Origin of the sequence: Bradyrhizobium sp. DOA9 (assembly GCF_000617845.2) — a bacterium.
In the GTDB taxonomy this organism is placed as follows: Bacteria; Pseudomonadota; Alphaproteobacteria; order Rhizobiales; family Xanthobacteraceae; genus Bradyrhizobium.
Map to the genome: position 1 here is coordinate 4,406,703 of NZ_DF820425.1, position 26,291 is coordinate 4,432,993.

Below are 26,291 nucleotides of genomic sequence, written 5' to 3' on the forward strand. Positions count from 1 at the left end.
AGCCGTTGTTTCGCGGCTGAGGAGACGTCATGCCGGTCAAGGATCAGATCAAGAATTTCGCCAAGAAGCTGGTGGAGGAGCAGCCCGATGCCGCGACGCTGCGGGCGCTGGTGCGGGCCCGCAAGCCGGCCGCCATGCACTTTCGCGACGACGGCATCGTGCCGAACCATCCGCGCTTCCCGGCGCTGCTGTATCGCGGGGCGGTGAAGCTGAACGGTCGGCGCTTTCCGCCCGAGGTCGTCATCGACACGCTGTTCGGCAGCAACGGCTGGGGCCGGTCGTGGCGCGACACCGTGTACGACTTCGTCCACTATCATTCGCAGATCCATGAGGTGATGGGTGTGGCGCGCGGCACGGGCAGGATCGAGTGCGGCGGAATCAAGGGCCGCATCCTGAGTGTGAAAGCCGGCGACGTTCTGGTCCTGCCCGCGGGCACCGGCCACCGGCTGATCGAGTCGAGCCGGGACTTTCTGGTCGTCGGAGCCTACCCGCAGGACGGCACCTATGACGAATGCACCGACACGCGCCAGCGTCCCGAGGCAGTCAAGCGCATCGCCAAGGTCCGCAAGCCCAAGACGGATCCCGTGCTGGGAAGCAGCGGGCCGCTGCTCGCCGCGTGGCGGACGACTCAGCTCAGATAATCCGGCGTGAAATCCGCAAGTCTGCGCAGCTCGTCGGGCTGGAGCAGCTCGATCTCGCTGCCTTCCCATGCGATCAACCCCCGATGCCGCAGCTCCTGGATGGTGCGGTTGACGTGGACGATCGACAGGCCGCAGGCGTCCGCGACGTGACGTTGCGTCATCGGCATCTGGAAACCGTTCCCTTTGACGAGGCCGACGATCTCCAGCCTTGCGGCCAGCTCGCAGATGAGGTGCGCGACCTTGGGCAGCGCCGCCTGCGCGCCGAGGCGGGCGATCCATTGCCGCGAGATCGCCGCGTCGATCAGCGTCTCGCGCCAGAAGGCGCGGGTCAGGTGGATCGAGCTGTCGAGCAGCTGGCGAAGCTGGCCGTGGGCGACGGTTCCGACGATGGTCGGGCCGAGCCCCACGAGGTCCGCATCCATCGGCGAGACCAGCAGCGTGTGCAGGCACGGCATGTCGCCGGGAACGTGGAAGGCGAGGGTCTGGCTGCGGTCTCCGACGATGCGCGACTGGTAGAGGAAGCCGCTGACGACGAAGACGCAGCGGGTCGCGGCCTCGCCCTGGCGCAGCACGATCTCGCCATCCGCGACCTGGCGCAGCGTGGACGGCAAGCCCGCGATCTGTCGGCGCTCGTCCTCGGACAGGCCTTCGATCGCCTGCAGACGGGCGATGAACTTCGGATGCGGCATGAGCCTCGCGTGCCGCTTCAGCCGTCCCGCGGCACCGGCGCCTCGGCCAGGCGACGCGACAGTTTCGCGAGAGTCCAGTCGGAAACCGGCGCGGATCGGAACTCGCGAATGGCGCGGGCGAGTTCCTGATCCGACATCGGCCGGACCGGCTCCCTCAACGTCCCCTTCAGCAAGGCATCGCCGATGCTGTCCAGATGCTCGCACGCTTCGGATGCGAACAGGCGGCGGATACGCTCCAGCAGAGTGGCACTTCTCATGGTCGGGTCGGCTCGCTTCGAAATCGGGGGAATGGCGTGGCTGCGATCAGTTCGTCGCAAGCCCGTTAGCAACCTGTGCTTCCGATCGGCGTTCTAGTCCGCTGAACGCAAGCCGGACGTATCATTTGATAGAACCGGCGCGATTATTGGCGCCCCCATGGAAAAAGCTCACGACGTGCTGATACGGAACCTCGGCGAGCACACCGCGCTCGCAGATGACGATATGGCCGAGATTCGCGCGCTGACCTTCATGCTGCGCGATTTCGCGCCCAACGAGGATTTCATCCGTCAGGGCGACGAACCCGAGCATTCCGCCTTGGTCGTCTCCGGCATGGTCGCCCGCTATCACCTGCTCGGCAGCGGGCGGCGGCAATATCTGGCGTTCCACCTCACCGGCGATCTCCCGGACGCGCAGGGGCTGTTCATCGAACAGATGGATCACGGGCTCAGTGCGCTCGGGCCGGCGTCGGTCGCGTTCATCCCGCACCGCGAATTGTTCATCGCGTTCCGGCGGCGGCCGACCTTCGCCCTCGCCGTCTGGCGCGAGACGCTGCTCGACGCAGCGATCTTTCGCGAGGCCATCACCAACAACAGCGCCCGGCCGATGCAGGCGCGCATGGCGCACCTGTTTTGCGAGCTGTTCTATCGCGCCCGCGCGGCGCAGCTGGTGCGCGGCAATCGTTGCCGCATGCCGATCAGCCTCGCGCAGCTCGGCGAGACGCTCGGCATGGCGATCGCGACGGTGAACCGGACGCTCGCCGATCTCAGGCGCAGCGGCGCGATGGATCTTCGCGACGGCGAGCTGGTCGTGCTGAAATGGCGCGAGCTGCAGCGGCTCGGCGATTTCAGTGCCGCCTATCTGTATCTGAAGCGGCAGTCGCCGCCGCTTGCGTGAGATTGAGGCGTCAGCCCGCTGCGGTTGCCGCTCCACCCCGCACCTCGTCGAAATGCTTCTTCACCCAATCGTTGCAGCAGCAGGCCCTTGCTTCGAGCGCTGCGGCGTCGAGGATCAGGATGGCGCCGCGGCGGGTCGCGAGGATGCGCCGCGCCTTGAACATCTGGATGACCCGGCTGGCATAGCTGCGGGAGACGCCCAGCATGCCGGCGAGCTGCTCGTGGGTGAGGGGAATCTCGGCGCCGCCGACATGTTCCTGGGTGGAGACGATCCACTTGGCGGCACGCTGCTCGATCGAGTGCGCAGCGTTGCAGGCCGCGGTCTGCAAGAGCTGCGCGAACTGGCAGTCGGCATAGCGCGCGAAGGCCTCCTGCAGCGTCGCCGACCTCTGCTGTGCCTGCTCGAGCGGGCGCAGCGGCAGCCGCATCAGGGTGCCGCCGAGCTTCACGATCATGCGCGAATAGGCCAGCGAAGGGCTGCGGCCGGCGGCGATGCCCACCGCACCCTCGCGCCCCACCAGCAGGCTTTCGACCTCGCGATCGTCCGCGACCGGGACGGCGAACGACACCAGCGCGGGACCGCATGGAAAATGGACCGCGGCGACGTCGTCGCCGGCGTGATGCAGGACGTGGCTCGCCTCGAGCTCTACCGGCTGGAGGTGAGGCGCGAGCAGTTCGAAATCCTGGTGGTTGAGCTGCCGCAGCAGATCGTTCTGGGGCCGACCGGTCACATCGTGTTCTCTTGTCGTGTTCCCTTGGGCGGGCCGGGAATCGGCGCCAGCGGCAAAGCTACGTTTCCGCGGCGGAACCGACGGTTCCAAAGTGCACACAACGGAGGTTCGGGCATCGAAAACTAGAGCACGGCGTCAAGCGACCGGCGGGCTCGACGCCAGCGCGGGCCGTCAGCCGCAGCGGACTTCGCGCTTCCCCGTCAGTCGGCCTTGTGCCGCAGCGGCGCGGTAAGCGTCGATCGCTCTGTTGGCGAGCATCAACTGCCGGCGTTCGCCGGTTCGAATCTGGGCCTCGATGGCGTCAAGCAGGAAGTTCGCGCTGGCATCCGGCAGGCCCAGCTCGCCGCTCTTCTCCAGGCAGCTCCAGGCGATGAAGAATGCGCTTTCGACGGTGCAACGGATCGACATGCGCAGCCAACGCAGGCAGGCCGCAGGCGTTCCGTGCGGCGGGCGAGACTTGCGTCGGACCCGCCGTGCCTCCGTCAGTTCTTCAGGACGATGCGGCCGACGACCTTGCCGGCGCGCAATTCGTCGATCCATTTCTGCACGTCGCCCATCGGCTCCTCGCGCATCGGCGTCGGCTTGATCTTGCCGGCGCGGGCGAGCGCCATCAGCTCGTGAGCCTCGGAAAGCGTGCCGACCATGAAACCTTCGATGGTCATGCGCTTGTAGACCCATTGCACCATCGGCAGCGTGAACTGGCCGCCCATCAGGCCGGACACCACGATCTTGCCGCCGCGCGCGGCTACCGCGACGGCAAAGGCCATCGACTTCTCGTTGCCGGCGAAATCGACGATCTCGTCGAAGCCGCCCTCGGTCTCCTTCAGGATGCGCTTGATGACGTCGGCCTCGGCCGGATCGTAGGCCACGGCGGCGCCGTTCTTGAGGGCGGTCTCGCGCGCGGCCGGCGAGAGGTCAGCGACCGTGATCGGCTGCTTGAACATCGCCTGCGCGAACGACAGGCCCATCATGCCGACGCCGCCGAGACCGATCAGCAAGAGGTTGCGCTGGCGCGGACGGTCGACCAGGCGCTTGAGCGCGCCATAGGCGGTGACGCCGGAGCACATCAGGGTCGCGGCCTGGTTGACCGGCAGGGGATCGTAGTCGAGCAGGTATTTTGCGTCCGGCACCAGGACGTGAGTTGCAAAACCGCCGTCGATGGAGACGCCGAGAAAGCGCTGCTTGACGCAGAGGTTCTCGTCGCCGTTCCGGCAGTCGCGGCACTGGCCGCAGCCGATCCACGGAAACACCGCCTTCCTGCTGCCGACAAGGCCGGCCGGGACGTCAGCGCCGGTCTCCTCGACGACGCCGGCGATCTCGTGTCCGAGCGTGAAGGGCAGCGTCATGCCGCGCGTGGTGTCGAGCTTCTTGCCGCCGCCGAGATCGGCATAGCCGTCCTGGATGTGCAGGTCGGAATGGCAGAGGCCGCAGCGCTCGATGCGGACCAGCACTTCGTGTCCTTGCGGCTTGGGCGTCTCGACAATGGTCTCGCACAAGGGCGCATCGAACTTGACCAGGGACTGCCGACGCATCAACGCCATATTCCTTCCTCCGAAATTCTCTTTGTCACGTTTCGCTGCGTATATCGGCCAATTCACGGGCCATGGCAACAAAGCCGGCAATGGGGATGGTTTCGGCGCGCCGCGTCGCCTCGACGCCGGCGGCTTGTGCAAGCCGCGCCGGATCCGCTTGAAGCGATTTCAGGCTTTGCCGAAGCATCTTGCGGCGCTGGCCGAAGGCCGCGGCCGCGACCTGCTCGAGCAGCCGGCGATCACACGGCAGCGGCTCCGGGCGCGGCTTCAGGCGTACGACGGAGGAGGTGACCTTCGGCGGCGGCACGAAGGCGGACGGAGCAATGTCGAACAGGATCTTGGTCTCGCAGCGCCAATTGGCGAGCACGCCGAGCCGGCCATAGGCCTCCTCGTCCTCGCGCGCGACGATGCGCTCGCCGACCTCGCGCTGGAACATCAAGACCATCATCTCGTACCAGGGCGGCCAGGGCTCGATGGTGAGCCAGTTGATCAGGAGCTGGGTCGCGATGTTGTAGGGCAGGTTGGCAACGATCTTGGCACGCTCGCCCGAGAGCAGCGGACGCGGATCGAAGGTCATGGCATCGCCATGCACGATCTCGAGCCTGCCAGGGTAGCGCGCGGCAATATCCTGCAAGGCGGGGATCGCGCGCTCGTCGTGCTCGATGGCGATGACGCGCCTTGCGCCGAGCGCGAGCAGCGCCCGCGTCAGCCCGCCCGGGCCGGGGCCGATCTCGACGATGGTGGAGTCTTCCAGCGGCGCGGCCGCGCGCGCGATGCGGGCGGTGAGGTTGAGATCGAGCAGAAAATTCTGGCCGAGCGATTTGCGCGCCGACAGCGCGTGCTGGCGAATGACCTCGCGCAGCGGCGGGAGGTCGTCGATCGCGCTCATCAGCTTTGCGAGGCCGCCATGCGGCTCGCGAGCTTGAGCGCGGCGATCAGGCTCGCCGGATTGGCCTTGCCGGTACCGGCGATGTCGAAGGCGGTGCCGTGATCGGGCGAGGTGCGGATGAACGGCAATCCGAGCGTGACGTTCACCGCGTCGTCGAAGGCGACGGTCTTGATCGGGATCAGCGCCTGGTCGTGATACATGCAGACCGCGCAATCATAGCTCCGTCGCGCCGCCTCGTGGAACATGGTATCGGCGGGCAGCGGACCCCTGGCCTCGATGCCGTCGTTGCGCAGCACTTTCAGCGCCGGGGCGATGATTGTCTGCTCCTCGTGGCCGAGCGAACCCTCCTCGCCGGCATGGGGATTGAGCCCGGAGACCGCGATGCGCGGCGTTGCGATACCGAAGCGGGACTTCAGCTCGGCGGCGACGATGCGGACGGTCGAGACGATCAGCTCGCTGGCGAGCTCTCCCAGCGCATCGCGCAGCGAGACGTGGATGGTCACCGGCACGACGGCGAGCTGCGGCGACCACAGCATCATCACCGGCTGCGGCACGCGGCCGCTCTCCGCGGCGAGCTCGGCGAGGAATTCGGTGTGGCCGGGATGACGGAAGCCGGCGCGGTAGAGCACGCTCTTGGCGATCGGGTTGGTGACGACGGCGCCGGCACGGCCTGTGCGCACGTCGATGACCGCCTGCCGGATCGAGGCGAGCGCGGCCGGCGCGCTGGATGTATCGGGCTTGCCGGGCTCGGCGGTGGCGCGCTCGCCGGTCGCGACCACGGGCAGGGCATCCGCGAAGGCGGACGTCGCCTCGCCGGGGCTCACCGCGGCGATCCTGATCTCGGCGCCGAGCGCCTTGGCGCGGCGCGCGATCAGCGCATCGTCGCCGAGCAGATAGAAGGCGGGCAGGTTCAGCTCGCCCCGCCTGAGCCAGGCCGCGATCGTGATGTCGGGTCCGATGCCGGCGGGCTCTCCCAGGGTGAGGGCAAGGGGCTTGGCTGCGGACGTGGTGGAGGGCTCTGGGCGGGGCTTGGCCATCAGCGGTTGCGATATTCGATCATCGCCGCCTTGCGGAGCTCGTCGAGATAGGCCTTCTGCGTCTTCTCGTACTTCTCCTGATACATCTTCTCGCGGACCTCACGCTTCTTCGGCGTGTCGATCATGGTCGGCTTGCGCGAGCACAGCACCACCATCTCGATGCCGTTCTTGGTCATCTCCGGCGCGGTCAGGTGGCCGATCGGGGTGTCGTCGAGCACCTTGCGGAGCGGCTCCGGCAGCTCTGCGGTGGTCTTGGTAACGGTGTCGCGGATGGTCGCGTTCGGGGTCGAGCGGAACAGCGAATTGGCCTCCTCGCAGCTTCCGACGCGGGCGCGATAGGACTCGGCTTCTTTCTTCCGGGTTTCCAGGAACGCCGCCGACGAGCCGCGCGGCACGATCAGCACGATGGCCTGCATCTTGTACTCGGTGCCCTCGACCTGGAGCTTATCGCCGGTCTGCGCCTGCACGGCCTGCGCGACGTCGCGCTCGCCGACCAGCAGCTTCTCTTTGAAGCGGCCGCGCACGAGGCTGCCCCAGACCATCTCGGCCCGCATGCGGCTCTTCAGCGTCTCCGCGCGGACGCCCTTGGTTTCGAGCGATTTGGAAAGCTGATCCGGCGTGATGCGCATGCGCTGCGCCATGCCGTCAAAGGACTGGTTGATGTCGGAGACGCTGGGATCGACGCCGTATTTCTTGCCTTCCTTGATCTTGACCTTGTCGTCGATCAGCTCGTTGATGACTTGCTGCCGGCTCGGCGTCTTCTGCGTCGACAGCTGGTCGAGCTTGGTGCGCTGCTCGATGTCGAAATCGGTGATCGGATCGCCGTTGACCATCACAACGATGTTTTGCGCGCGCGACGGCGAGGGCAGGACGGTCAGCATCAGCCCGGCAGCGATGGCGAGAAGGAGGCGGAAGACAGGAAATGGCGTCGTCATGATGTTGCTCGCATGTCGGCCGCGTTGAGATGGGGCAAGCGCGGCCGGCACTTCAAACCGTTCACTGGAGGCCGGCGGAACTGCTGGTCGTCGACGAGTTCGCGAGCGTGCGCAGGCCGATTTGGAACATGAACGCATGGCTCAGCGTGGGCGGTGCGGTGCCCGCGGAATAGCTATACGAAGTTACATAATTCGCCGCCAGCACGAAGCAATCGTCGACATAGCCGGCACCGAGCACATATTGGTTGATCTTGTTGGCCTCGAGGTCCCAGCGCGCCGAGCCCGACACCACCCAGTTGGTCGCGACCTTCAGCGAGCCCGTCGTCAAGATGCCCTCGCGGCGGGTCAGATAGCCCAGCTCCGGCTGGGCGGCGTAATTGCCGTACACCACGCTGACCGACCAGCGATTGAAGTTGGCGCGACCTTCCGCCTCGAAGCGCTGCACGTTCCAGGTCTGCTCGTCCATGCGGGAGCGGACGCTGAACGTGTAGGTGCTGTTCGGCGAGTAATTGACGCTCGCAACGTAATCGGACCGCGGCTTGTCGAGGCCGGAGTTCAGGCCGGTATTGATGGAATCCTGGACCGCGAAGGAGTTCAGGCCGAACAGGTGGTAGGACTGGCCGAACAGCACCTTGACCGCGCCGCCCTTGTCGAACTGGGTGGTGGACTGCACGCCGACATTGGCGCGGCCGCCGCCCTCGACGCGATCGTAGCCGGAGAACTTGTCGACGCTGAACAGGTTCGAGGCGTCGAACACCAGGCTCTGGGCGTCCTCGTTCGGCAGCTTGCCGGCATAGGTCTCGTTCGGCCGGATGATGATCTGCGCGATTGGCTCGATGGTGGTCGAGCCCCAGGGCTGAACGTTGATGAAGGGATAGCGGTACTCCAGGCCGACGGTCGGCATCAGGCGGAACGCCTCGGTGTCGCCGACCGGCAGGTAGTTCGACACGCCCGGCTGGTTGGAGACCGAGGACTTGATCGCGTCGGCCCGCAGGCTCGCGAACGGCGTCCAGATCTGGCCGAACGGGTCGGTGAAGGACTTGCGCCACTGCGCTTCCGCGGTGAGGCGGGTGTAGGTGCCGGGAAAGCCGCGCAGCAGGCACTGCGAGGGCGTGCGTGCCAGCGGATCGGCCGATGCCGTGGTGCACAGGCTGTTGGTGTTGGCGAGCGTCGTGATCGGGTCGAACACAGCCTCGTCGCGCGACAGGTTGACGAAATTGGTCTTGTAGCTGAACTCGCCGCCGAAGACGGGATAGTTGAGCACGTTGGAATAGTCGATCACCGGGTAGACGATCGGCACCTGGCTCTGGTTACCCGAATAGCTCAGCCAGTACATCGTGCGCGCATCGAAGAAGCTGCGGTTGCCGACGCCGGTCAGATAGAGCTGCGACAGCGCTTCCGTCGGCAGCAACAGGAACGAGCCGAGCGGATCGCGGTACTGGTAGAGCCGGTAGTCCGAGAAGAAATAATAGTCGGACATCAGGACGCCGTCCCAGCCCCAGACCCATTTGTCGTTCAGTGCGAACTGACCCTTGGTGTCGATGGCGCCGCGGAACTCGCGGTCGCCGGGCTGCCCGGTGAATGCTCCGGGATCGAGCTGGTTGATGCCGTAGGCGCGGATCTGGTAGGCGCCGTCGATCAGGCGCTGCCGGAATTCGGCCTGCAGCAGCACGCCTTGCCGCGACAAGAAGCGCGGGGTGAAGGTTGCGTCCATGTCGGGCGCGATCGCCCAATAATAGGGAACCTCGACGCCATAGCCCGTGTTCTCCGTGCCGGAAATATAGCCCGGCATCAGGAAGCCGGATTTGCGCTTCACGGTCGGGTCGGGCGTCGAGAAATAGGGCATGTAGGCGAGCGGCACGCCGAAGAACTCGATCTGTGCCGTCTCGAAATACAGCATCTTCTCCTGCTGGTCGTGGATGATGCGGGCACCCTTGACCTGCCACAGCGGCGGCTTCTTCGGATCGTCCTTGCACGGCGCGCAAGCCGTGTAGACGCCGTTCTCGAACACCGTGTAATTGCCGCTGGAGCGGTCGGCGCGGCTCGCGGCCATGCGGGTCTGGTCGGCCGTGTCCACGCGCAGCGAATCGACGAAACCGTCGCGGTAATCGTCGGAGAGATCCAGGATCTCGGCATAGGTGATCTTGCCGTCGGCATCCGTCATGCGGATGTTGCCTTCGGCATGCAGCCGCTTGGTCTTCTGGTCGTAGATGACTCGGTCGGCCTCGACGCTGGTGCCGTTGTAGAACAGCTGCACGTTACCGACCGCGGAGACGCGCGAATTGTTGTAGTCGTAGTCCACCTCGGTGGCCTGAACCAGCATCTGGTTGTCGTTGGGGGCCCTCGGCGGCTTCGGACGCGGCGGCAGCGGATTGTAGGTGAAGCCCTGGGCCTGCGCCGGTGCTACCGCGGCAGCGTCGATCAAGCCGCCGAGCGAGGCAGCCGCGACGACGGCAATCAGGAGCCTGCGGACGGACAAGCCGCTCCCGTTCGCGCGCACCCATGTGCGCCGCGTCAAACGAGACACGGGTCCTCGACGGACGGCAGTCACTAACCGTCCTCCTGGTACAACAAGGCCAAAAAGCCGGTGAGGCCGCCCACCACCACGGGCAACCACGCCGCAGCGATCGGATGCATCAACTCAGCCTTGCTCAAGTCTTCAGTCACTTTCGACAGAACGTAGAGCAGAAAGCCTGCGCCCACGCCACTCAAAACCATCTTCTGCACGCCGCCCATCCGGAAGAAGCGCAACGACACGGAGGCCGCAAGCATCACCATGGCTGCGAGCAAAAACGGCTGTGCCAGAAGCTTCTGATACTGGAGTCGGTATCCGGCTGTCGCGAAGCCCGAGCTCTCGGATGAGCGGATGTAGCTCGGTAGTTGCCAAAAGGACACAGTCTCGGGGGTGGAAAAGCTGTTGCGGACCTGCGCCTCGGTCAGCGTGGTCGGAATCTCCAGCGTGGCCTGGTCGATCGGCGGTCCGTCCAGCGAGAAGCGGCGGACGCCCTTGAACAGCCAGCGGCCGGCCTCCAGCGTCGCCTCGCGCGCCTCGACCCGCTCCTTGAAATGTTGGTCCGCGTCGAACCGGAACAGCGTCAGCCCGGTGAGCCGGATGCCCTGCTGCTCGCTGCGCGCCGCATTGATGATGGTCTGGCCGTCGCTCGTGACCTGGTTGAGCCAGAAGCCCGAGGCATCCTGAATGCCGCCGCCGGGCGCCGAGCCGAACAGCTCGGCCTCCATGCGCTTGGACAGCTCGCGCAAATTGGCCGACATCGGATTGTAGGCGACGGTGGCGATCACCCCGATCAGCAGCGCACTGCCGAGCGCCGGCGAGATGAACTGCCAGGCCGAGATGCCCGCGGCGCGCGCCACCACGAGCTCGAGCCGGCGGGAGAGGGCGAGATAGCAGGTCATGGCGCCGATCAACATGCAGAACGGCGTCAGCTTCTCCAAAAGCTGCGGCACCCGGAACAGCGAGGTCTCGGCCACCATGATCGCGGAGGCGGAGGCGAGCCCCGAGGTCTTGCGCACCATCTCGATGTAGTCGACCAGCACCAGCAGCAGGAAAATGCCGCCGAAGACGCCGAGCGCGGCGACCACGAAGCGGCCGGCGAAATAGCGCCCGAGCGTGTTGGTGAGCATGCTCATGCGGTGGCCGGACGTCCGAACAGCCGCGCGATCCGTGCGTTCGACCTGTTGATGGCCTCCATCAGGCCGGGAGGCGGCTCGACCACGACACCGCGGATGATCATCCACAGCCCGGCGCCGATCGCGCCGAAAACCATCGCATACTGGACCAGCACCGGGCTCGGCGACTTCACCGCCATCACCGAGCAGGCAAAACCGGCCATGCGCAGGCCGAACACCGCGACGATCGACGAGGCGATCGAGAAGTTACGGCTCTGGCGCGTGGTGCGCGGCGCTCCGAGGAAGGCAAAGGTCAGCACGGCAAAGGCGAACGGATAGATCGGCGCGAGCAGGCTGTCATGCAGGGCCGCGCGGAACTGCCCTGGAATCTGCTTGTAGACGGGATCGTTCTCGGACGGCGACAGCAGCTCCCAGAGATAGCGCTCGCGGATGCCGAGGGTGACGTCGCGGCCCTTGGCGAATTTCGACATGTCGAAGCCGTAGCGGCCGAAGGCCACCAGCGCCGGATCGCGCTTGCCCGCCTCGAAGCGCTGGAGATTGCCGGTCTCCAGCACCAGGAACGAGCCGGTCTCGTTCTTCACGACCTCGCCGTGCTCGGCGACGATCGAGACGCGCTCGTTCGGATCGCGGCGGTCGTCGATGAAGATGCCGGCGAGGATGCCGCCCGGCTTGCGTTCGCGAATCCGGATCGTGAGGTTCTCGTCAAGCCGGGCGAAGCGGCCGGGCTGCAGGATGTTGGTGAGCACGTCGGCGGTGATCTCGGCATCCCATTGCTTGATGCGCCGCATGCCGTCAGGGGAGAGATAGGCCGCGATGAAGGCGACCAGCAGCGCCACCACGCAGGTGGCATAGAAGAACGGAACGAACAGCCGGATCGGCGAGAAGCCGGCCGCATTCATCACGATGATCTCGGAATCGGTCGCGAGCTTGTTCAGCGTGTGCGAGATCGCGATCATCAGCGCGATCGGCGCGATGATCAGGACCAGGGCCGGAATCACGAGGCTGGTGATGCCGAGGAAGGTGAGGATGGTCTGGCCCTGGCTCGTCATCAGGTCGATGCCGCGCAACGCCTGCGTAATCCAGATCACGCCGGTGAGGCTGACCAGGACCAGCGCAAACGACGCCAGCGTCGTGCGGAAGATATACCTGTCGATCGACCCCATGCGCTACCGCACGTACCCACCAAGTCCCCAATGTCGGCCGGAATTCCGGCGGTCCGACCCATCCCCGTCAGGGGATCCCCAAGGTCGGCCGACAGCTCTTCCGGCGGTTCATTCTCTCACTACCATCCCTTTGATCCGTCAACAAAATGGCTGCCCCGTGGCACCGTCATTATATGGTTAATATTTCGCCCGTTGTGGCCTCGCGGCCACGGCGGCCTTGGCACGGGGCTGGCCGCTGGCCCATAGTGGGGGAAGCCTCAGTGAATCGCCGTTCAGCTCCGGTTTCTGGCTGGAACCCACGAACGACGAAAAACCCCATGTTTTGGAGGAGTTATCCATGTCCGATGCCATCAAGGTCGGCTTTGTCCCGTTGTCTGCCGCCCCCCGTGGCATCCTGGTCGTGTTCTGCGACGATGGCCTGAAGCTCGGTCCGGCGACGGCCAAGGCGCTGGGTGGCGCTGCCGAAATTGTGAAGCGCGCTGCGGCTGCGGCCGCGTTCAAGGGCAAGAGCGCGGCTGCGCTGGACATTCTGGCACCGGAGGGGGTGAAGGCGACCCGGCTGATCGTGATCGGCGCCGGCAAGGCGACCAATCTCAAGGCCAATGATTTCCTCAAGTTCGGCGGGGTGGCGGCCGGCAAGCTGCCCGCCGGCACCAGTGCCATGACCATCCTGGCGGAGCTGCCGGGCGGCGCCATGACGAGCGAGCAGGCGGTCGCGATCGCCTCGGGCCTGCGCTTGCGCGCTTACAAGTTCGATCGCTACAAGACCAGGAAGAAGGACGGCGAGGAGGGCGGCGCGCGCGCCGACGTCTCGCTTGCGGTCGGCGATGCCGGTGCGGCGAAGAAGGCGTTCGCCGCGGCCGGGCACGTCGTCGACGGCGTGATCATCGCCCGCGACCTCGTCAACGAGCCGCCGAACGTGCTTTTCCCGGAGGAATTCGCCCGCAGAGCCGGTCAGCTCCGCAAGCTCGGCGTCAAGGTCGAGGTGCTCGACGTCAAGGCCATGCAGAAGCTCGGCATGGGCGCGCTGCTCGGCGTCGGCCAGGGCTCGGCGCGGCCGAGCCGCACCGTGATCATGCGCTGGGACGGCGGCAAGAAAGGGGAGGCCCCGGTTGCCTTCGTCGGCAAGGGCGTCTGCTTCGACACCGGCGGCATCTCGATCAAGCCGGCCGGCAGCATGGAGGACATGAAGGGCGACATGGGGGGAGCGGCCTGCGTCGTCGGCCTGATGCATGCGCTCGCGGCGCGCAAGGCGAAGGTCAACGCGGTCGGCGCCATCGGTCTCGTCGAGAACATGCCCGACGGCAATGCGCAGCGGCCGGGCGACATCGTCACCTCGATGTCCGGCCAGACCATCGAGATCATCAACACCGACGCCGAGGGCCGCCTCGTGCTCGCCGACGTGCTCTGGTACGTCGCCAAGAAGGTGAAGCCGAAATTCATGGTGGATCTTGCGACGCTGACCGGCGCGATCATGGTGGCGCTCGGCACCGAGCATGCCGGCATGTTCTCCAACAACGACGAGCTGGCCGACCGGCTGCTCACCGCCGGAGCCGAGAGCGGCGAGAAGGTCTGGCGCATGCCGCTCGGCCCCGAATACGACAAGCTGATCGATTCCCAGTTTGCCGACATGAAGAACACCGGCGGCCGCCATGGCGGCTCGATCACCGCCGCGCAATTCCTGCAGCGCTTCGTCGACAACGTGCCCTGGGCCCATCTCGACATCGCCGGCACCGCGATGGGGGCGCCGAAGACCGACATCAACCAGAGCTGGGGCAGCGGCTACGGCGTCCGCCTGCTCGACCGCCTGGTCGCGGACCATTACGAGCGCAAATGACCCGACATGACTGAAGTGCTGTTCTACCATCTGCAAGACAAGACGGTGGAGGACGTGTTGCCGCCGCTTCTGGAGAAATCGCTCGAGCGCGGCTGGCGCGTCGTGGTGCAGTCGACCTCGGAGGAGCGTGCGGATGCGCTCGATTCGCATTTGTGGACCTATCGCGACGATTCGTTCCTGCCGCACGCGACATGGCGGGTGAACGATGTTGCCGACCAGCCGATCGTGCTGGCGATCGAGGGCGGCAATCCCAATGCGGCCAATGTCCGCTTCCTGGTCGACAGCGCCGCGCTGCCGGAGGATGCGGAGGGTTACGAGCGCATGGTGCTGCTGTTCAACGGCGACGATCCCGACGCGCTTGCGCTCGCCCGCACGGCCTGGACGGATTGCAAGGCGAAGGGATTTGATGTCACCTATTGGCAGGCTGACGACCGCGGCCGGTGGCAGAAGCGCAATTAGAGCGTTTTCGAGCGAAGTGGACACCGGTTCGCGTGAAGAAAACGCGTCAAAACAAGAATCTAGAGCTTAGGTTCTGATTCAATCAGAACCTAAGCTCTAGCCGCAATTAATGATAATTTGCACTTTTCGGGCGATACTGGCTTCGGCCACCTTCGTGCCGCAAAGGGATGTTGGGACAATCGCTTAGGGCTGGTCCTTCACGCGGGGAATTCGTTTATCGTGCGACATCAAAAGCTTCCCGGCTCGCTCATAGTTGCTTTGGCTGCCGCAGCTCCGCTGCTCGCCGGCTGCTCGGGCGCGTCCGATCTGCTGTCGAAGGACGCACAATGGTTCAACACGCCCAGCCGGCTGTTCATCAAGAGCATCTCGATCGAATCGCCGCCGCTGACGCCCGAAAAGCCTGTGGGACCTGAGGACCTCGTCAGCGCCGACGGCGGCTGTCCCGGCATGGCGCCGCCGCCCGGGCCGGCCGATGCCAATGCCTCGACCACGGCCGCGCCGATGGGCGGCACGGTCGCGCTCGGCCATACCGAATGCGACGTGGTGCGCGGCATCGGGGTGCCCTCGAGCGTCAACCTCTCCAACGATGCCGCCGGCCGCCGCGTCGCCGTGGTGACCTGGAGCACCGGCCCGCGCGCGGGCATCTATACGTTCACGGCCGGACGTCTGTCCTCGATCGAAGGCAATCCGGACCCGCAGCCGGTGCCGAGGGCGGCCAAGCCGAAGAAGAAGCACGCGTAGGCGGGGGACGCCTGCGCCGCAGTGACCCGAAGAATCCTCGATCCTGGACGTGAGGGGCGGACTCGATGCGGGTCGGCGGCGGCACTCAGAGGATCGGCTCGGTATTGAAGCGATCCGGCTGGCGGCCGCGGAAACGGCCCTTCATCCTGAAGCCGTCACGCATGTTGAGGCCGAGAAGACCGATGTTCGTCGCGCCGGCAAACAGTTCGAGACTCTGCACGGCGTAGAACGTGGTGTCGAACTCCGCGGCCTTCGCCTTGGAGGCAAGAAACAACGCGGCCGGAACCAGAACCAGGATGCCGTTGCCGGCGATGAACGGCATACGCTTGATCTTCGCACCGATCAGGCCGGCGCGCCGCTCCTTTGCCAGGACGAATCCCGAGCCTCCCGCCGCCGCAAGCATCGGAACGAGCAACAGGAAGCCCCACGGTATGGCGGTCTTCACCATGGCTATGGTCTGGTGTGAGGCGAATAGCTCGGTGAGAGCCGTGGACAGCCAGAAGGTCGCAATGATCGTCAGTGCGACCGCTCCCGCGACCGGGTGGATGGTCCTGGTCATCGGCCTGACGACCTCCGTCGAGATGGTTTTATGGTGTCAATCTGGTACTATAAGAAATCTAGTAAATTGACATCATGATGTCAATAACTGTCTATGGTGACAGATGCGAAAATCCCGACGGACGCCGGCCGGCGATGCTCTGACGAACCTCATGCTCGACTTGTTCCGGCTGAACAGCCTGCTCCTGACCGCAGGGGACCGCCTGGTGGCCCCGCTCGGGCTCACCAGCGCCCGCTGGCAAATTCTCGGCGCCATCGTGCAGGTGGAGCGGCCCCAGCCCGTGGCCTGGCTCGCCCGCGATCTCGGCGGCAATCGCCAGAACGTGCAGCGGATCGTCAACGACCTCCACGCGGAAGGCCTCGTTGCATTCGAGGCCAATCCGCATCACCGCCGGGCGCAGCTCGTCGTCCTCACCGACAAGGGGCGGCGCGCTTTCGATGCTGCGATGGCTTTGCAGATGCCGTGGGTCAACAGCCTGTCCGAAGGGCTTGCGGTCAAGGATCTGCAAACGGTTCATCGCATCGTCGCGGCCTTGCGGACCAAGCTCGAGAGCGACGTCGAGGCGCAGACGTAAGGTGGGCGAATGGCAAGGTCGGGCGACACCCGAGCCGCGCAGGTCTTCAAGCCGCTTTGCGGCCCTTGATCGCAGTCGCCGAGGCATGAAAGGTGATCGCCCCGCTCGCGCTTGCCGGCAGTCGCGCCTGGAGGCGATGCTTGAGCTCCGCGCTCTCGGCTTGCGATAGTTTTCCCACGATGCCGGTCGGGCTGCTCACGACCATGGACAGCCAGTAGTCGTCGAAGTCAGGGAACGTTCGCTCGACGACCAGCTCACGGGTTTCGATATCGCGCAGACCGAGCTCGGCCCAGAGCGCCTTCAGTGCCTCGAAACGCGAGATGTCTGCACTCGGCGGCCGCGCTGTCGGAATGCCAAGCGCATCCAGCTCCTCCCACAATGGTTGCGTGGGCGTGCCGCCGCGCAAAATGTCCCAAGTGTAGGACGCGACCAGGCCGCCGGGTTTGGTGACGCGGACCATTTCCGCGGCGCCCTTGCGCGGATCGGGAACGAAGAACAACACCAGCGCCATCACGGCGATGTCGAAGCGGTTGGGCTCATAGGGAAGGGCCATCGCGTCGCCGATCGAGAGTTCGACCGGCTTTGCCGCCAATTTTTCGCGCGCCGTGGCAATCTGGGCATCGGAGGGATCAATTGCGCAAACCGATGAAGGGGCCGATCTTGCAAGAAGGAGTTCGGTGAACGCGCCGTTGCCGGCGCCAACATCCACCCAGGCCAGTCCCGGACGGGGCGCGAGCCAGTCGAGGAACAGATTGCCGGCCGATCGGCTCCAGGGCGACATGAAGCGCTCGTAAGCCGCACCGTCGGTGAACTTGATCGGTTCGGGTGTCGACATCGAGATATCCCTTCATCATTCCTTGTTTGCATATCGCTTGGACTGGAAATCGCTTGTGCTGAAAATGCCGATCGTTCTCGACCGTAGGGCCGGGTCAACCGCAATGCGCTGACGCAAATTGCGTCCAGCCTAACCCCAAATACGCGCAGGCGACACGGGCATTTCGTCGGCAGGCCCGGATATTTCCGATTGACGCGGCGCCGCCAGCCACATCGCACGAGGATCGACCGTCCTTGATCTGGATCATGGGGCTCGGTCGTCCGCCGGTGCAAGCTGGGACAGCTCCCCGAGAGAAGGGGCTGCCGTCATGGCAAGAATTTCAGAGAAACATTCCAGGGATCATTGATGTGAGCAACCTCGCAAAGATTGAACGCGACCCGAATTACCAGGAGCTGGTGCGCCGGCGCTCGTCGCTGGGCTGGCTGTTGTCGGCGATCATGCTTGTCATCTATTTCGGCTTCATCCTGCTGGTCGCCTACGCTCCCAAGTTTCTGGGAATACCATTGGGCAGCGGCGTGACGACGGTCGGTATTCCGGTCGGACTGTCCGTCATCGTGCTCGCCTTTGTGCTGACGGGCATCTACGTCCGTCGGGCGAATTCCAGCTACGACGTACTCATCCGCAAGATTGTCGAGGAGAACCGCTCGTGAAGAAATTCGCCTGGCCATCGGCAATTCTGCTCGCAAGTATGCCCGCCATCGCGCTCGCGGCCGGCGCCGTCGAGGGCGGCGCGAAGCAGGCGACCAACTGGGCGGCGATCGGCATGTTCGTCGGGTTCGTCGGGCTGACGCTCGCCATCACCTATTGGGCCGCCAAGAGGACCGCATCGGCTGCGGATTTCTACTCGGCCGGCGGCGGAATCACGGGCTTCCAGAACGGGCTTGCGATCGCAGGCGACTACATGTCGGCGGCCTCGTTCCTCGGCATATCGGGTCTCGTCTACACCTCGGGCTACGACGGCCTGATCTATTCGGTCGGCTGGCTCGTGGGATGGCCGATCGTCACCTTTCTGATCGCCGAGCAGTTGCGCAATCTCGGAAAGTTCACCTTTGCCGACGTCACCTCGTTTCGTCTCGGGCAGACCGAGATCCGGATCCTGGCGGCATGCGGCTCGCTGGTGACTGTCGCGTTCTACCTGATCGCGCAGATGGTCGGAGCCGGCAAGCTGATCCAGCTGTTGTTCGGTCTCGATTACTGGATCGCAGTCGTCCTGGTCGGCGGCCTGATGATGATCTACGTGACGTTCGGCGGCATGAAAGCGACGACGTGGGTGCAGATCATCAAGGCGGTGCTGCTGCTCTCGGGGGCGACGTTCATGGCCGGAGCCGTCCTCTACAAGTTCGGGTTCAGCCCGGAAGCCCTGTTCACCAAGGCAACCGAAGTGCATCCCAAGAAGCTCGCGATCATGGAACCCGGCACCCTGATCTCCAATCCGCTCTCGGCTGTCTCGCTCGGCCTGGCGCTGATGTTCGGAACGGCGGGCCTGCCTCATATCCTGATGCGCTTCTTCACCGTGAAGGACGCCCAGGCTGCCCGCAAGTCGGTGTTCTACGCCACCGGCTTCATCGGCTACTTCTATATCCTGACCTTCATCATCGGCTTCGGCGCGATCACGCTGGTGTCGACCGATGCGATGTTCCTGGATGGCAGCATCCTCGAGAAGACCAAGAGCGGAATCGCGGCGATCAAGGGCGGCTCCAACATGGCGGCGATTCACCTCGCGAACGCCGTGGGCGGCAATCTGTTCCTTGGCTTCATCTCGGCCGTCGCCTTCGCGACGATCCTGGCCGTCGTCTCGGGGCTGGCTCTGGCGGGGGCATCCTCCATCAGCCACGATCTCTACGGCATGGTGATCAAGGGCGGAAACGCGAATGAGCAGGACGAGATCCGCGTGTCGAAGATCGCGACCCTGGTGCTCGGCGTGCTCGCGATCTTCCTCGGCATCGTGTTCGAGAACCAGAACGTCGCCTTCATGGTCGGCCTTGCGTTTGCCATCGCGGCCTCCTGCAATTTCCCCGTGCTGGTGATGTCGATCTTCTGGAAGGGCCTGACGACGCGGGGAGCCGTGGTCGGCGGCTTCCTGGGCCTGGTCAGCGCGGTTGTCGGTGTGGTGCTCTCGCCGGCCGTCTGGGAGGTGACGCTTGGCTTCGCCAAGGGCTCGGCTCCGATCAAGCTGGACAATCCGGCGCTGTTCTCGATGGCGATCGCCTTTGCGGGGATCTGGCTGGTCTCGATGATGGATCGCAGCAAGCGCGCGGCGGTCGATCGCGATGGCTTCGATGCGCAATATGTCCGGTCCCAGACCGGTATCGGAGCTGCTTCGGCCACGGCTCACTGAAGGCTCACTGAACGGGGCTCCAGGGATATCGCTTCGGCACCGGCGGGCTCAGTTGGCCCTGCCGGTGCGACTCGTCCGATGGTCGATCGTCCTAGAGCATGATCCGGAAACGTGCGAAGCGGTTTTCCGAAAAGATCATGCTCAAACAATGACCCAAAGCGCGATGACGATTCATCCCAATCGCATCGCGCTTTAGATAGTCCGCGTCTTTGAAAGGTCGAAATGCCCAAGGCGTTCGATATCAGCAACCCGCCATTCGATCGTCTGACGCCGAACGAGGCCGAGACGTTGCGGGCCGCGCTCGACATCGCCTACTTCAGTCCGGGTGAAGCGATCATCAGGCGGGACGCCCCGGCGGAGGCGCTCTACGTCGTGATCAAGGGCATCGTCGAGGAGCGGAGCGATGTCGACCTGCTCGCATTGCTCGGCCCCAAGGATACGTTCGACAGTCGGGCGCTCGTTCACGATCATAGCGGCCATCAGTTCTTCGCCCGCGACGAGACGCTCTGCTATGTGATCCCCCGGAAGGTCGCCCTCGATCTGATCAAGACAAATCCGCGCTTTGCCGCGTTCTTTTACCGCGAGATATCCCAGAAGCTGGACGAGCTCGCCAACGATGAGGAGGCGCGGCGCTACGGCTCGTTGATGCATGCCAAGGTCGGCGAATTGTTCCTGCATCCGCCGGTCTTCTTGGCGGCCAGCGACACGATCGAGACCGCCGGTCACCTGATGCGCGAGGTCAACAGCAATGCGCTGTTCGTCCGGGACGGCGAGCGGATCGGCATCGTCACAGGCATGAACCTGTCCAAGGCCGTGGTGCTGGGGCGGCAGTCGATCCAGACGGCGGTGGGCAGGCTCGCCAATTACGACCTCGTCTCTTTGCGGCGCGACGATTTCGTATCCTCGGCTCTCCTGCTGATGACCAAGCACAACAAGCGGCGGCTTGTCGTGCGCGAGGGTGAGGAGTTCGTCGGCATTCTGGAGGAGATCGACCTGCTGGGATTCCTGGCGGGAAGCGCCCAGGTCACCGCCGGCCGCATCGATCGCGCCTCGAGCCGGCAGGACCTTGCCACCGCAGCGCGCGAGATCGAGACGCAAACGCGCGTGCTGCGGCGGCAGGGCGTCAAGGTGGAGGTCATTGCGGAGATCGTCTCCGATCTCAACCGGCGCCTGCTGTCGCGGCTGTTCGACATGGTCGCGCCGGCCGAGCTGCGCACCGGCGGCTGCCTGATCGTGATGGGAAGCGAGGGGCGGGGAGAGCAGACCGTACGGACCGACCAGGACAACGGCCTCATCCTGGCCGGCCCGATGCGGGATGAAATCCTCGAGGCGTTCCGCCGCGAGTTCTTCGCCGCGCTCGAGAGCTTCGGCTTTCCGCCCTGTCCCGGCGATATCATGGTGCGCAATCCGGCATGGTCCAGGCCGCTCTCCGAATATCTTGCAGATCTGCGCCGCTGGATCATGCTTCCCAACCAGGCCGGGCACATGAATGTGGCCATCATCTACGATGCCCAGGCGATCGCGGGCGATGAGCAACTGCTGGACGACGCCAAGACGGCGCTGATCGACATGACCCGGGGCGAGCAGGCGTTCATGGCCCATTTTGCCCGCGCGGTTGACGCGTTCGAGACGCCGATCGGCCTCTTCAACAATCTGATCACGTCCGAGGGCACGGGAGACGCGCTCGACCTCAAGAAAGGTGGTATCTTTCCGATCGTGCACGGCGTTCGCAGCCTGGCGCTCGAACAGGGGCTGCGCGAGACCTCCACCGATAAACGCATCTCCCGGCTATGTGATCTCGGCGTGCTGCAAGCGGACTTTGGACGCGATCTGAAACAGGCGTTCCGGTTCCTGCTGATGCTTCGGCTCGACGGGCAGCTGGCCGCGTCCGCCGGCGCATCGGGGACTCTGGTGCGGCCGGCGCACCTGTCCAGCATGGAGCGCCATCTGTTGCGTGACGCGCTCCAGGTGGTGAAGAAGTTTCGCGAGATCGTTGGTCATCATTTCAAGCTGGGCATGTTCTAGAATGCTGCCTCGCGCGATCAAGAGACTGTTGCACCAGGCAACCCTGAGCGACCAGTCCTACCGCTTCATGTTCGGTCGCGCGCCAGACGACGAGTTTGTCGTCATCGATTGCGAGACCACCGGTCTGAACGTGCGAACGGACGATGTTGTCGCCATCGCGGCCATCAAGATCCGCGGCAATCGGATTTTGACCAGCGCGCGTTTCGAAGCCATCATCCATCCCGACAGGGAGCTCGGGGCGGAAGCGATCAGAATTCACCATTTGCGCCGGTCCGACGTCGAAGCTGCGCCGATCGTCTGGAAGGTGTTGCCGGGCTTTCTGCACTTCATCGGGCCGCGTCCGCTGATCGGTTATTATATCGATTTCGACATCGCCATGCTGGACAAGTACATCCTGCCGCTGGTGGGAATTGAGCTGCCCAACGAACGCATCGAAGTGTCGCGACTTTACTACGACCGCAAATACGGCGACGCGCCGCCAAACACCTCGGTCGACCTGTCGTTCGCCGCGATTCTCCGCGACCTCTGCATCCCGCCGCTCGGACAGCACGATGCCTTCAACGACGCATTGATGACGGCGATGATGTTCGTGCAGTTGCGCGACCTGACCCGGCGTGGCGTACGCATCGCGCGCCGGCGGACCAGTCCGGTCTTCAATCCGACCGGGGCATGACCGGCGCCAGAGAGAGCTCGTCCCGAGCCTGCAGCTCTTTTTCGCGGTATGCCGCCCGCTTTCGTGATGGTCGCGCGCCCCGGAATGCGCTTTGATGGCGCAAACAACAATCCGGAGGAAACTATGCGGTTCATTGCCCTCGTATCGGCGCTGCTTCTGCCGCTCGGTGCGGCATTCGCCCAGGACTATCCGACGAGGCCCATCACCATGCTGGTGCCATTCGCCGCGGGCGGGCCGACCGACACCATCGCGCGGCTGACCGCCGCGGGCATGGCGAAATCGCTGGGGCAGCAGATCATCGTCGAGAACGCGACCGGCGCCGGCGGCACCATCGGCACGACCCGCGCCGCGCGCGCCCAGCCGGACGGCTACACGCTGCTGATCCATCACGTCGGCATCTCGACCGCGGCGACGCTCTACCGCAATCTCAGCTACGACACCAAGACCGCCTTTGCGCCGATCGGGCTCGTCACCAACGCGCCGATGACCATCATCGCGCGGCCCGATTTCCCGGCCGACACGCTCAAGGACCTCGTCGCCTACGCCCAGCAGCAGGGCGACAAGCTGACCTATGCCAATGCCGGCCTAGGTGCGGCCTCGCATCTGTGCGGCATGCTGTTCATGACCGCGATCCAGAAGCAGCTCACCACGGTGCCTTACAAAGGCAACGGCCCGATCATGAACGATCTGCTCGGCAAGCAGATCGATCTCACCTGCGACCAGGCGACCAACACCACCGGGCCGATCACCGCCAAGCAGGTCAAGGCCTATGCGATCACCACCAAGGAGCGGCTGAAGAGCCTGCCCGATCTGCCGACCGCCGACGAGGCGGGCCTCAAGGGCTTCGAGCTCGGCGTCTGGCACGGCATCTACGCGCCCAAGGGCACGCCGCCGGCGATCGTTCAGAAGCTGACTGCGGCGCTGCAGACCGCGTTGAAAGATCCCGCGCTGATCGCGCGGTTCAACGACATCAACACCGAGCCGGTCCCGCAGGACAAGGCGACGCCGGAGGCGTTGGGCGCGATGCTGACGAACGAGATCGACCGCTGGGCGCCGATCATCAAGGCGGCCGGGCAATTCGCGGATTGAGCTCATGCGGCCCGTGAGGCTTGTCGGCCGAGCGAGTAAGATGCAGCTTTTTCAATAGGTTGCTTGCCGGTGTCAAATTACCGGTACTGTGCATGGGGTTGTTTTGCAGGTTTGGTTTGGAGCGAGCCCGCCGTGGAGGCGCTAACCCGCCGCCTCGTCGAACTGCGCGCTCGCCTCCAGCCATTGCTCCTCGGCCCGCGCCAGCGCGTCGGCGGCATTGGCGCGCGCCTTCGACAGCTGCGCCGCTTGCTTCGGATCGCGCGTGAAAATGTCGGGCAAGGCCAGCGCCGTGTCGATCTTGGCGATGATCTCGCTGACGCGGGCGATCTCGGCCTCGGCTTCGGCGATGCGCTTCTTCAAGCCTCCGCGATTGTCCGCTCTTGGGCGCTGTGGCTTCTCAGGCGGCGCGTTGCGCTCGCGCGGGGCCTCCGCGTTGCGCGTCGACAGCACCAGGCGGCGATATTCGTCGAGATCGCCGTCGTAATTGGTGACGGTGCGATCGGCGACGATCCAGAGCCGATCGGCGCAGGCCTCGATCAGGTAGCGGTCGTGCGAGACCATGATCACCGCGCCGGGAAACTCGTTGATCGCCTCCGCGAGCGCGCCGCGGCTGTCGATGTCGAGATGGTTGGTCGGCTCGTCCAGGATGATCATGTTGGGTCCGAAGAAGGTCGCAAGGCCCAGAAGCAGGCGCGCCTTTTCGCCGCCTGACAATTTGCCCGCCTTGGTGTCCGCGGCCTTGCCGGAGAAGCCGATCGCGCCGGCGCGGGCGCGCACCTTGGCTTCGGGCGCATCGCCCATCAGCTTGCGGACGTGGTCGTAGGCCGAGGCGTCCTCGTTGAGCTCGTCGAGCTGGTGCTGCGCGAAATAGGCGATCGACAGCTTGTCGGCGCGCGTCACCTTGCCCGAGAACGGCGCGAGACGTCCGGCGAGCAGCTTCACCAGCGTCGACTTGCCGTTGCCGTTGGCACCCAGCAGCGCGATGCGGTCGTCATTGTCGATGCGCAAGGTGACGCGATTGAGCACCGGGCTCGCCGGGTCGTAGCCGACCGAGGCGTTGTCGACGGCGATGATCGGCGGTGACAGGATCTTCTCCGGCGCCGGGAAGCTGATCTCGCGCACGTCTTCGGTGACCAGCGCCGTGATCGGCTTCAGCCGTTCCAGCATTTTCACGCGAGACTGTGCCTGCCGGGCTTTCGATGCCTTGGCCTTGAAGCGGTCGACGAAGGCCTGCAGGCGGGCGCGCTCGGCCTCCTGGCGCTTGACCGCCTTGGCATCGAGCAGCTCGCGCGCGGCGCGCTGCTCCTCGAACGAGGAATACGAGCCCTTATAGAGCGTGAGCTTGCCGCGCTCCAGATGCAGGATCTGGTCGACCGAGCTTTCCAGGAGGTCGCGGTCGTGGCTGATCACGATCACGGTGCGCGCATAATGCGCGAGGTGATCCTCCAGCCACAGCGTGCCCTCGAGGTCGAGATAGTTGGTGGGCTCGTCGAGCAGCAGAAGATCGGGCGCCGCGAACAACGTCGCGGCGAGCGCGACGCGCATGCGCCAGCCGCCGGAGAATTCGGCGCAGGGTCGCAGCTGATCGGCAGCGGAGAAGCCGAGGCCGGAGAGGATCGCGGCCGCGCGGCTCGGCGCCGAGTGGGCGTCGATGTCGACGAGGCGGGTCTGGATCTCCGCGATGCGGTGCGGATCGGTGGCGTGCTCGGCCTCGTTGAGCAGCGCGTCGCGTTCGAGGTCGGCCTTGAGCACGACCGAGATCAGGCTTTCCGGGCCGTTCGGCGCTTCCTGCGCCAGGCTGCCGATGCGCCAGCGCGGCGGCAGGGTCACCGTGCCGTGCTCGGCCGCAAGCTCGCCGCGGATCACCTTGAACAGCGTCGACTTGCCTGTGCCGTTGCGTCCGACCAGGCCGACGCGCGACCCGGGCGTGATCTGCACGGAACTCTGGTCGATCAAGAGGCGTCCGGCGAGGCGGATGGAGAGGTCGGTGATGGAGAGCATGCGGCCTTGTCACCGCAAGGCGCGTCGAACGCAACTCGTTTTTCCGTCAGTACCTCTCGCGCTCCCGCTCGCGCCGCTGCAGCTCGTTCAGGAGCTGCTCGAGATGGGTCGGCAGGCGCGGCTCGGGCCGGAGGCTCTGCTGCAACCGTTCGCCCACGGCATCGCAAATCGAGCGGCTGGTGCGCCGGTCGATCTGTTCGCTGTCACTGGCAAAAAGCCCAGCCATCGCAAGGTTCCGTGTGCTCGAAGTAAGGACACGGTACCAAGTCATTGCCGGCGAAATGGTTTCGCTGATTATGGGCAGTGACGGGCATTCTCGTAAAAATTGTATGAGTCGCGCCTTGTACGCTCAAGGCAAAGCCCCGGCGAGGGGGGCGCCGGGGCTTCTCCTGGAAGGTACCTGGGGGGCTTAGGTACCTTTCGAAAGGTGCTGACGGGTTCAGTAGCAGCGGTTGATCAGCCGCCAGCGGGGGCCCCAGGGAGTCGGGACCAGCCGGCGCACATAGCAGCCGCCATAGCCGTAAGAGACCGGGGCGTAGAAGCGCGGGCCGCCCCAGCGGTAGCCGCCGTGCCAGCCGCCGCCGTGCCAGCCCGGGCCGCCGCCGTGCCAGCCCGGGCCGCCGCCATGCCAGTGAGCGGAGGCCGAGGTCGGGGCCAGCGCGGCACCGAGCGCAACCGCGGCGACAGCGGCAAGCGAAAGTTTCCTCAACATGGTGATCTCCTCAAAAACTGCCGGCGCGGGGG

Annotated in this window: 27 protein-coding genes; 11 read left to right on the forward strand and 16 right to left on the reverse strand. The window is 65.2% G+C overall.

Annotated elements, in window-relative coordinates; translation table 11 throughout:
• Positions 1-29 precede the first annotated feature (29 nt).
• A complete protein-coding gene (locus tag BDOA9_RS20475; protein WP_025035835.1) occupies positions 30-641 on the forward strand; it encodes a cupin in 612 nt (203 codons plus the stop codon).
• Here the strand turns inward: BDOA9_RS20475 and BDOA9_RS20480 are convergent.
• Positions 629-1,330, reverse strand: a complete 702-nt coding sequence (locus tag BDOA9_RS20480; protein ID WP_025035836.1) for a Crp/Fnr family transcriptional regulator — start codon at positions 1,328-1,330, stop codon at positions 629-631. The genes BDOA9_RS20475 and BDOA9_RS20480 overlap by 13 nt on opposite strands.
• A 17-nt stretch (positions 1,331-1,347) precedes the next feature.
• The gene (locus BDOA9_RS20485; protein ID WP_025035837.1) at positions 1,348-1,587 is read right to left on the reverse strand and encodes a hypothetical protein; all 240 of its coding nucleotides are present in this window, start codon (positions 1,585-1,587) and stop codon (positions 1,348-1,350) included.
• A 157-nt stretch (positions 1,588-1,744) separates the two neighbouring features.
• Between BDOA9_RS20485 and BDOA9_RS20490 the strand changes: the two genes are divergently transcribed.
• Positions 1,745-2,482, forward strand: a complete 738-nt coding sequence (locus BDOA9_RS20490) for a Crp/Fnr family transcriptional regulator (protein WP_025035838.1) — start codon at positions 1,745-1,747, stop codon at positions 2,480-2,482.
• A gap of 10 nt (positions 2,483-2,492) precedes the next feature.
• Here BDOA9_RS20490 and BDOA9_RS20495 read toward each other — a convergent pair whose 3' ends face one another.
• The 9 genes from BDOA9_RS20495 to lptF all read right to left on the reverse strand — a co-directional run bounded on the left by BDOA9_RS20495 (position 2,493) and on the right by lptF (position 12,416).
• On the reverse strand, positions 2,493-3,212 hold the full coding sequence (locus BDOA9_RS20495; RefSeq protein ID WP_025035839.1) for a Crp/Fnr family transcriptional regulator: 720 nt from the start codon (positions 3,210-3,212) through the stop codon (positions 2,493-2,495).
• Positions 3,213-3,383: 171 nt separating this feature from the next.
• Positions 3,384-3,620, reverse strand: a complete 237-nt coding sequence (locus BDOA9_RS20500; protein WP_025035840.1) for a hypothetical protein — start codon at positions 3,618-3,620, stop codon at positions 3,384-3,386.
• 74 nt (positions 3,621-3,694) lie between these two features.
• Positions 3,695-4,753 carry an alcohol dehydrogenase gene (locus BDOA9_RS20505; protein ID WP_025035841.1) on the reverse strand — a complete coding sequence of 353 codons (1,059 nt, stop codon included), beginning with the start codon at positions 4,751-4,753 and terminating at the stop codon, positions 3,695-3,697.
• A gap of 25 nt (positions 4,754-4,778) precedes the next feature.
• Positions 4,779-5,633 carry a 16S rRNA (adenine(1518)-N(6)/adenine(1519)-N(6))-dimethyltransferase RsmA gene (rsmA, locus tag BDOA9_RS20510; protein WP_025035842.1) on the reverse strand — a complete coding sequence of 285 codons (855 nt, stop codon included), beginning with the start codon at positions 5,631-5,633 and terminating at the stop codon, positions 4,779-4,781.
• On the reverse strand, positions 5,633-6,670 hold the full coding sequence (gene pdxA / locus BDOA9_RS20515; protein WP_025035843.1) for a 4-hydroxythreonine-4-phosphate dehydrogenase PdxA: 1,038 nt from the start codon (positions 6,668-6,670) through the stop codon (positions 5,633-5,635). Before pdxA ends, rsmA begins: the two co-directional genes overlap by 1 nt.
• Positions 6,670-7,605, reverse strand: a complete 936-nt coding sequence (locus BDOA9_RS20520; protein ID WP_025035844.1) for a SurA N-terminal domain-containing protein — start codon at positions 7,603-7,605, stop codon at positions 6,670-6,672. Before BDOA9_RS20520 ends, pdxA begins: the two co-directional genes overlap by 1 nt.
• A 61-nt stretch (positions 7,606-7,666) precedes the next feature.
• Positions 7,667-10,156 (reverse strand): LPS-assembly protein LptD, encoded by a 2,490-nt coding sequence (locus BDOA9_RS20525; protein WP_025035845.1) that lies wholly within the window; start codon positions 10,154-10,156, stop codon positions 7,667-7,669.
• Complete coding sequence (gene lptG / locus BDOA9_RS20530; protein ID WP_025035846.1) at positions 10,156-11,253, reverse strand: LPS export ABC transporter permease LptG; 1,098 nt, start codon at positions 11,251-11,253, stop codon at positions 10,156-10,158. Before lptG ends, BDOA9_RS20525 begins: the two co-directional genes overlap by 1 nt.
• Positions 11,250-12,416, reverse strand: coding sequence for an LPS export ABC transporter permease LptF (gene lptF / locus BDOA9_RS20535; protein ID WP_025035847.1), 1,167 nt, complete (start codon positions 12,414-12,416; stop codon positions 11,250-11,252). Before lptF ends, lptG begins: the two co-directional genes overlap by 4 nt.
• A gap of 337 nt (positions 12,417-12,753) precedes the next feature.
• Here lptF and BDOA9_RS20540 point away from each other — a divergent pair, with 337 nt between their 5' ends.
• The 3 genes from BDOA9_RS20540 (at position 12,754) to BDOA9_RS20550 (ending at position 15,453) form a co-directional block, all read left to right on the forward strand.
• Positions 12,754-14,253: a leucyl aminopeptidase gene (locus tag BDOA9_RS20540; RefSeq protein ID WP_025035848.1), complete on the forward strand. Its 1,500-nt coding sequence runs from the start codon at positions 12,754-12,756 to the stop codon at positions 14,251-14,253.
• A gap of 6 nt (positions 14,254-14,259) precedes the next feature.
• Positions 14,260-14,712: a DNA polymerase III subunit chi gene (locus BDOA9_RS20545; RefSeq protein WP_025035849.1), complete on the forward strand. Its 453-nt coding sequence runs from the start codon at positions 14,260-14,262 to the stop codon at positions 14,710-14,712.
• A gap of 258 nt (positions 14,713-14,970) precedes the next feature.
• Complete coding sequence (locus tag BDOA9_RS20550; protein ID WP_025035850.1) at positions 14,971-15,453, forward strand: hypothetical protein; 483 nt, start codon at positions 14,971-14,973, stop codon at positions 15,451-15,453.
• Between the two features lie 85 nt (positions 15,454-15,538).
• Here the strand turns inward: BDOA9_RS20550 and BDOA9_RS20555 are convergent, their stop codons facing one another.
• Positions 15,539-16,012, reverse strand: a complete 474-nt coding sequence (locus BDOA9_RS20555) for a hypothetical protein (protein WP_025035851.1) — start codon at positions 16,010-16,012, stop codon at positions 15,539-15,541.
• Positions 16,013-16,115: 103 nt separating this feature from the next.
• Between BDOA9_RS20555 and BDOA9_RS20560 the strand changes: the two genes are divergently transcribed.
• Positions 16,116-16,586, forward strand: coding sequence for a MarR family winged helix-turn-helix transcriptional regulator (locus BDOA9_RS20560; RefSeq protein WP_025035852.1), 471 nt, complete (start codon positions 16,116-16,118; stop codon positions 16,584-16,586).
• A gap of 46 nt (positions 16,587-16,632) precedes the next feature.
• On the opposite strand, the gene BDOA9_RS20565 is transcribed toward BDOA9_RS20560, so the two are convergent.
• Complete coding sequence (locus BDOA9_RS20565; protein WP_025035853.1) at positions 16,633-17,421, reverse strand: class I SAM-dependent methyltransferase; 789 nt, start codon at positions 17,419-17,421, stop codon at positions 16,633-16,635.
• A 347-nt stretch (positions 17,422-17,768) separates the two neighbouring features.
• Between BDOA9_RS20565 and BDOA9_RS20570 the strand changes: the two genes are divergently transcribed.
• The 5 genes from BDOA9_RS20570 (at position 17,769) to BDOA9_RS20590 (ending at position 23,546) form a co-directional block, all read left to right on the forward strand.
• On the forward strand, positions 17,769-18,071 hold the full coding sequence (locus BDOA9_RS20570; RefSeq protein ID WP_082847854.1) for a DUF485 domain-containing protein: 303 nt from the start codon (positions 17,769-17,771) through the stop codon (positions 18,069-18,071).
• A 38-nt stretch (positions 18,072-18,109) separates the two neighbouring features.
• Positions 18,110-19,759, forward strand: a complete 1,650-nt coding sequence (locus tag BDOA9_RS20575) for a cation acetate symporter (RefSeq protein WP_042336618.1) — start codon at positions 18,110-18,112, stop codon at positions 19,757-19,759.
• A 222-nt stretch (positions 19,760-19,981) separates the two neighbouring features.
• Positions 19,982-21,784, forward strand: a complete 1,803-nt coding sequence (locus BDOA9_RS20580; RefSeq protein WP_025035856.1) for a putative nucleotidyltransferase substrate binding domain-containing protein — start codon at positions 19,982-19,984, stop codon at positions 21,782-21,784.
• Position 21,785: 1 nt separating this feature from the next.
• Positions 21,786-22,457 (forward strand): 3'-5' exonuclease, encoded by a 672-nt coding sequence (locus BDOA9_RS20585; RefSeq protein ID WP_025035857.1) that lies wholly within the window; start codon positions 21,786-21,788, stop codon positions 22,455-22,457.
• 123 nt (positions 22,458-22,580) lie between these two features.
• Complete coding sequence (locus tag BDOA9_RS20590; protein ID WP_025035858.1) at positions 22,581-23,546, forward strand: tripartite tricarboxylate transporter substrate-binding protein; 966 nt, start codon at positions 22,581-22,583, stop codon at positions 23,544-23,546.
• A 141-nt stretch (positions 23,547-23,687) separates the two neighbouring features.
• On the opposite strand, the gene BDOA9_RS20595 is transcribed toward BDOA9_RS20590, so the two are convergent.
• From BDOA9_RS20595 to BDOA9_RS20605, 3 genes are all read right to left on the reverse strand, one after another.
• The gene (locus tag BDOA9_RS20595) at positions 23,688-25,547 is read right to left on the reverse strand and encodes an ABC-F family ATP-binding cassette domain-containing protein (RefSeq protein ID WP_025035859.1); all 1,860 of its coding nucleotides are present in this window, start codon (positions 25,545-25,547) and stop codon (positions 23,688-23,690) included.
• 46 nt (positions 25,548-25,593) lie between these two features.
• On the reverse strand, positions 25,594-25,773 hold the full coding sequence (locus tag BDOA9_RS20600) for a hypothetical protein (protein ID WP_025035860.1): 180 nt from the start codon (positions 25,771-25,773) through the stop codon (positions 25,594-25,596).
• Positions 25,774-25,986: 213 nt separating this feature from the next.
• Complete coding sequence (locus tag BDOA9_RS20605) at positions 25,987-26,259, reverse strand: hypothetical protein (protein WP_025035861.1); 273 nt, start codon at positions 26,257-26,259, stop codon at positions 25,987-25,989.
• Positions 26,260-26,291 lie beyond the last annotated feature (32 nt).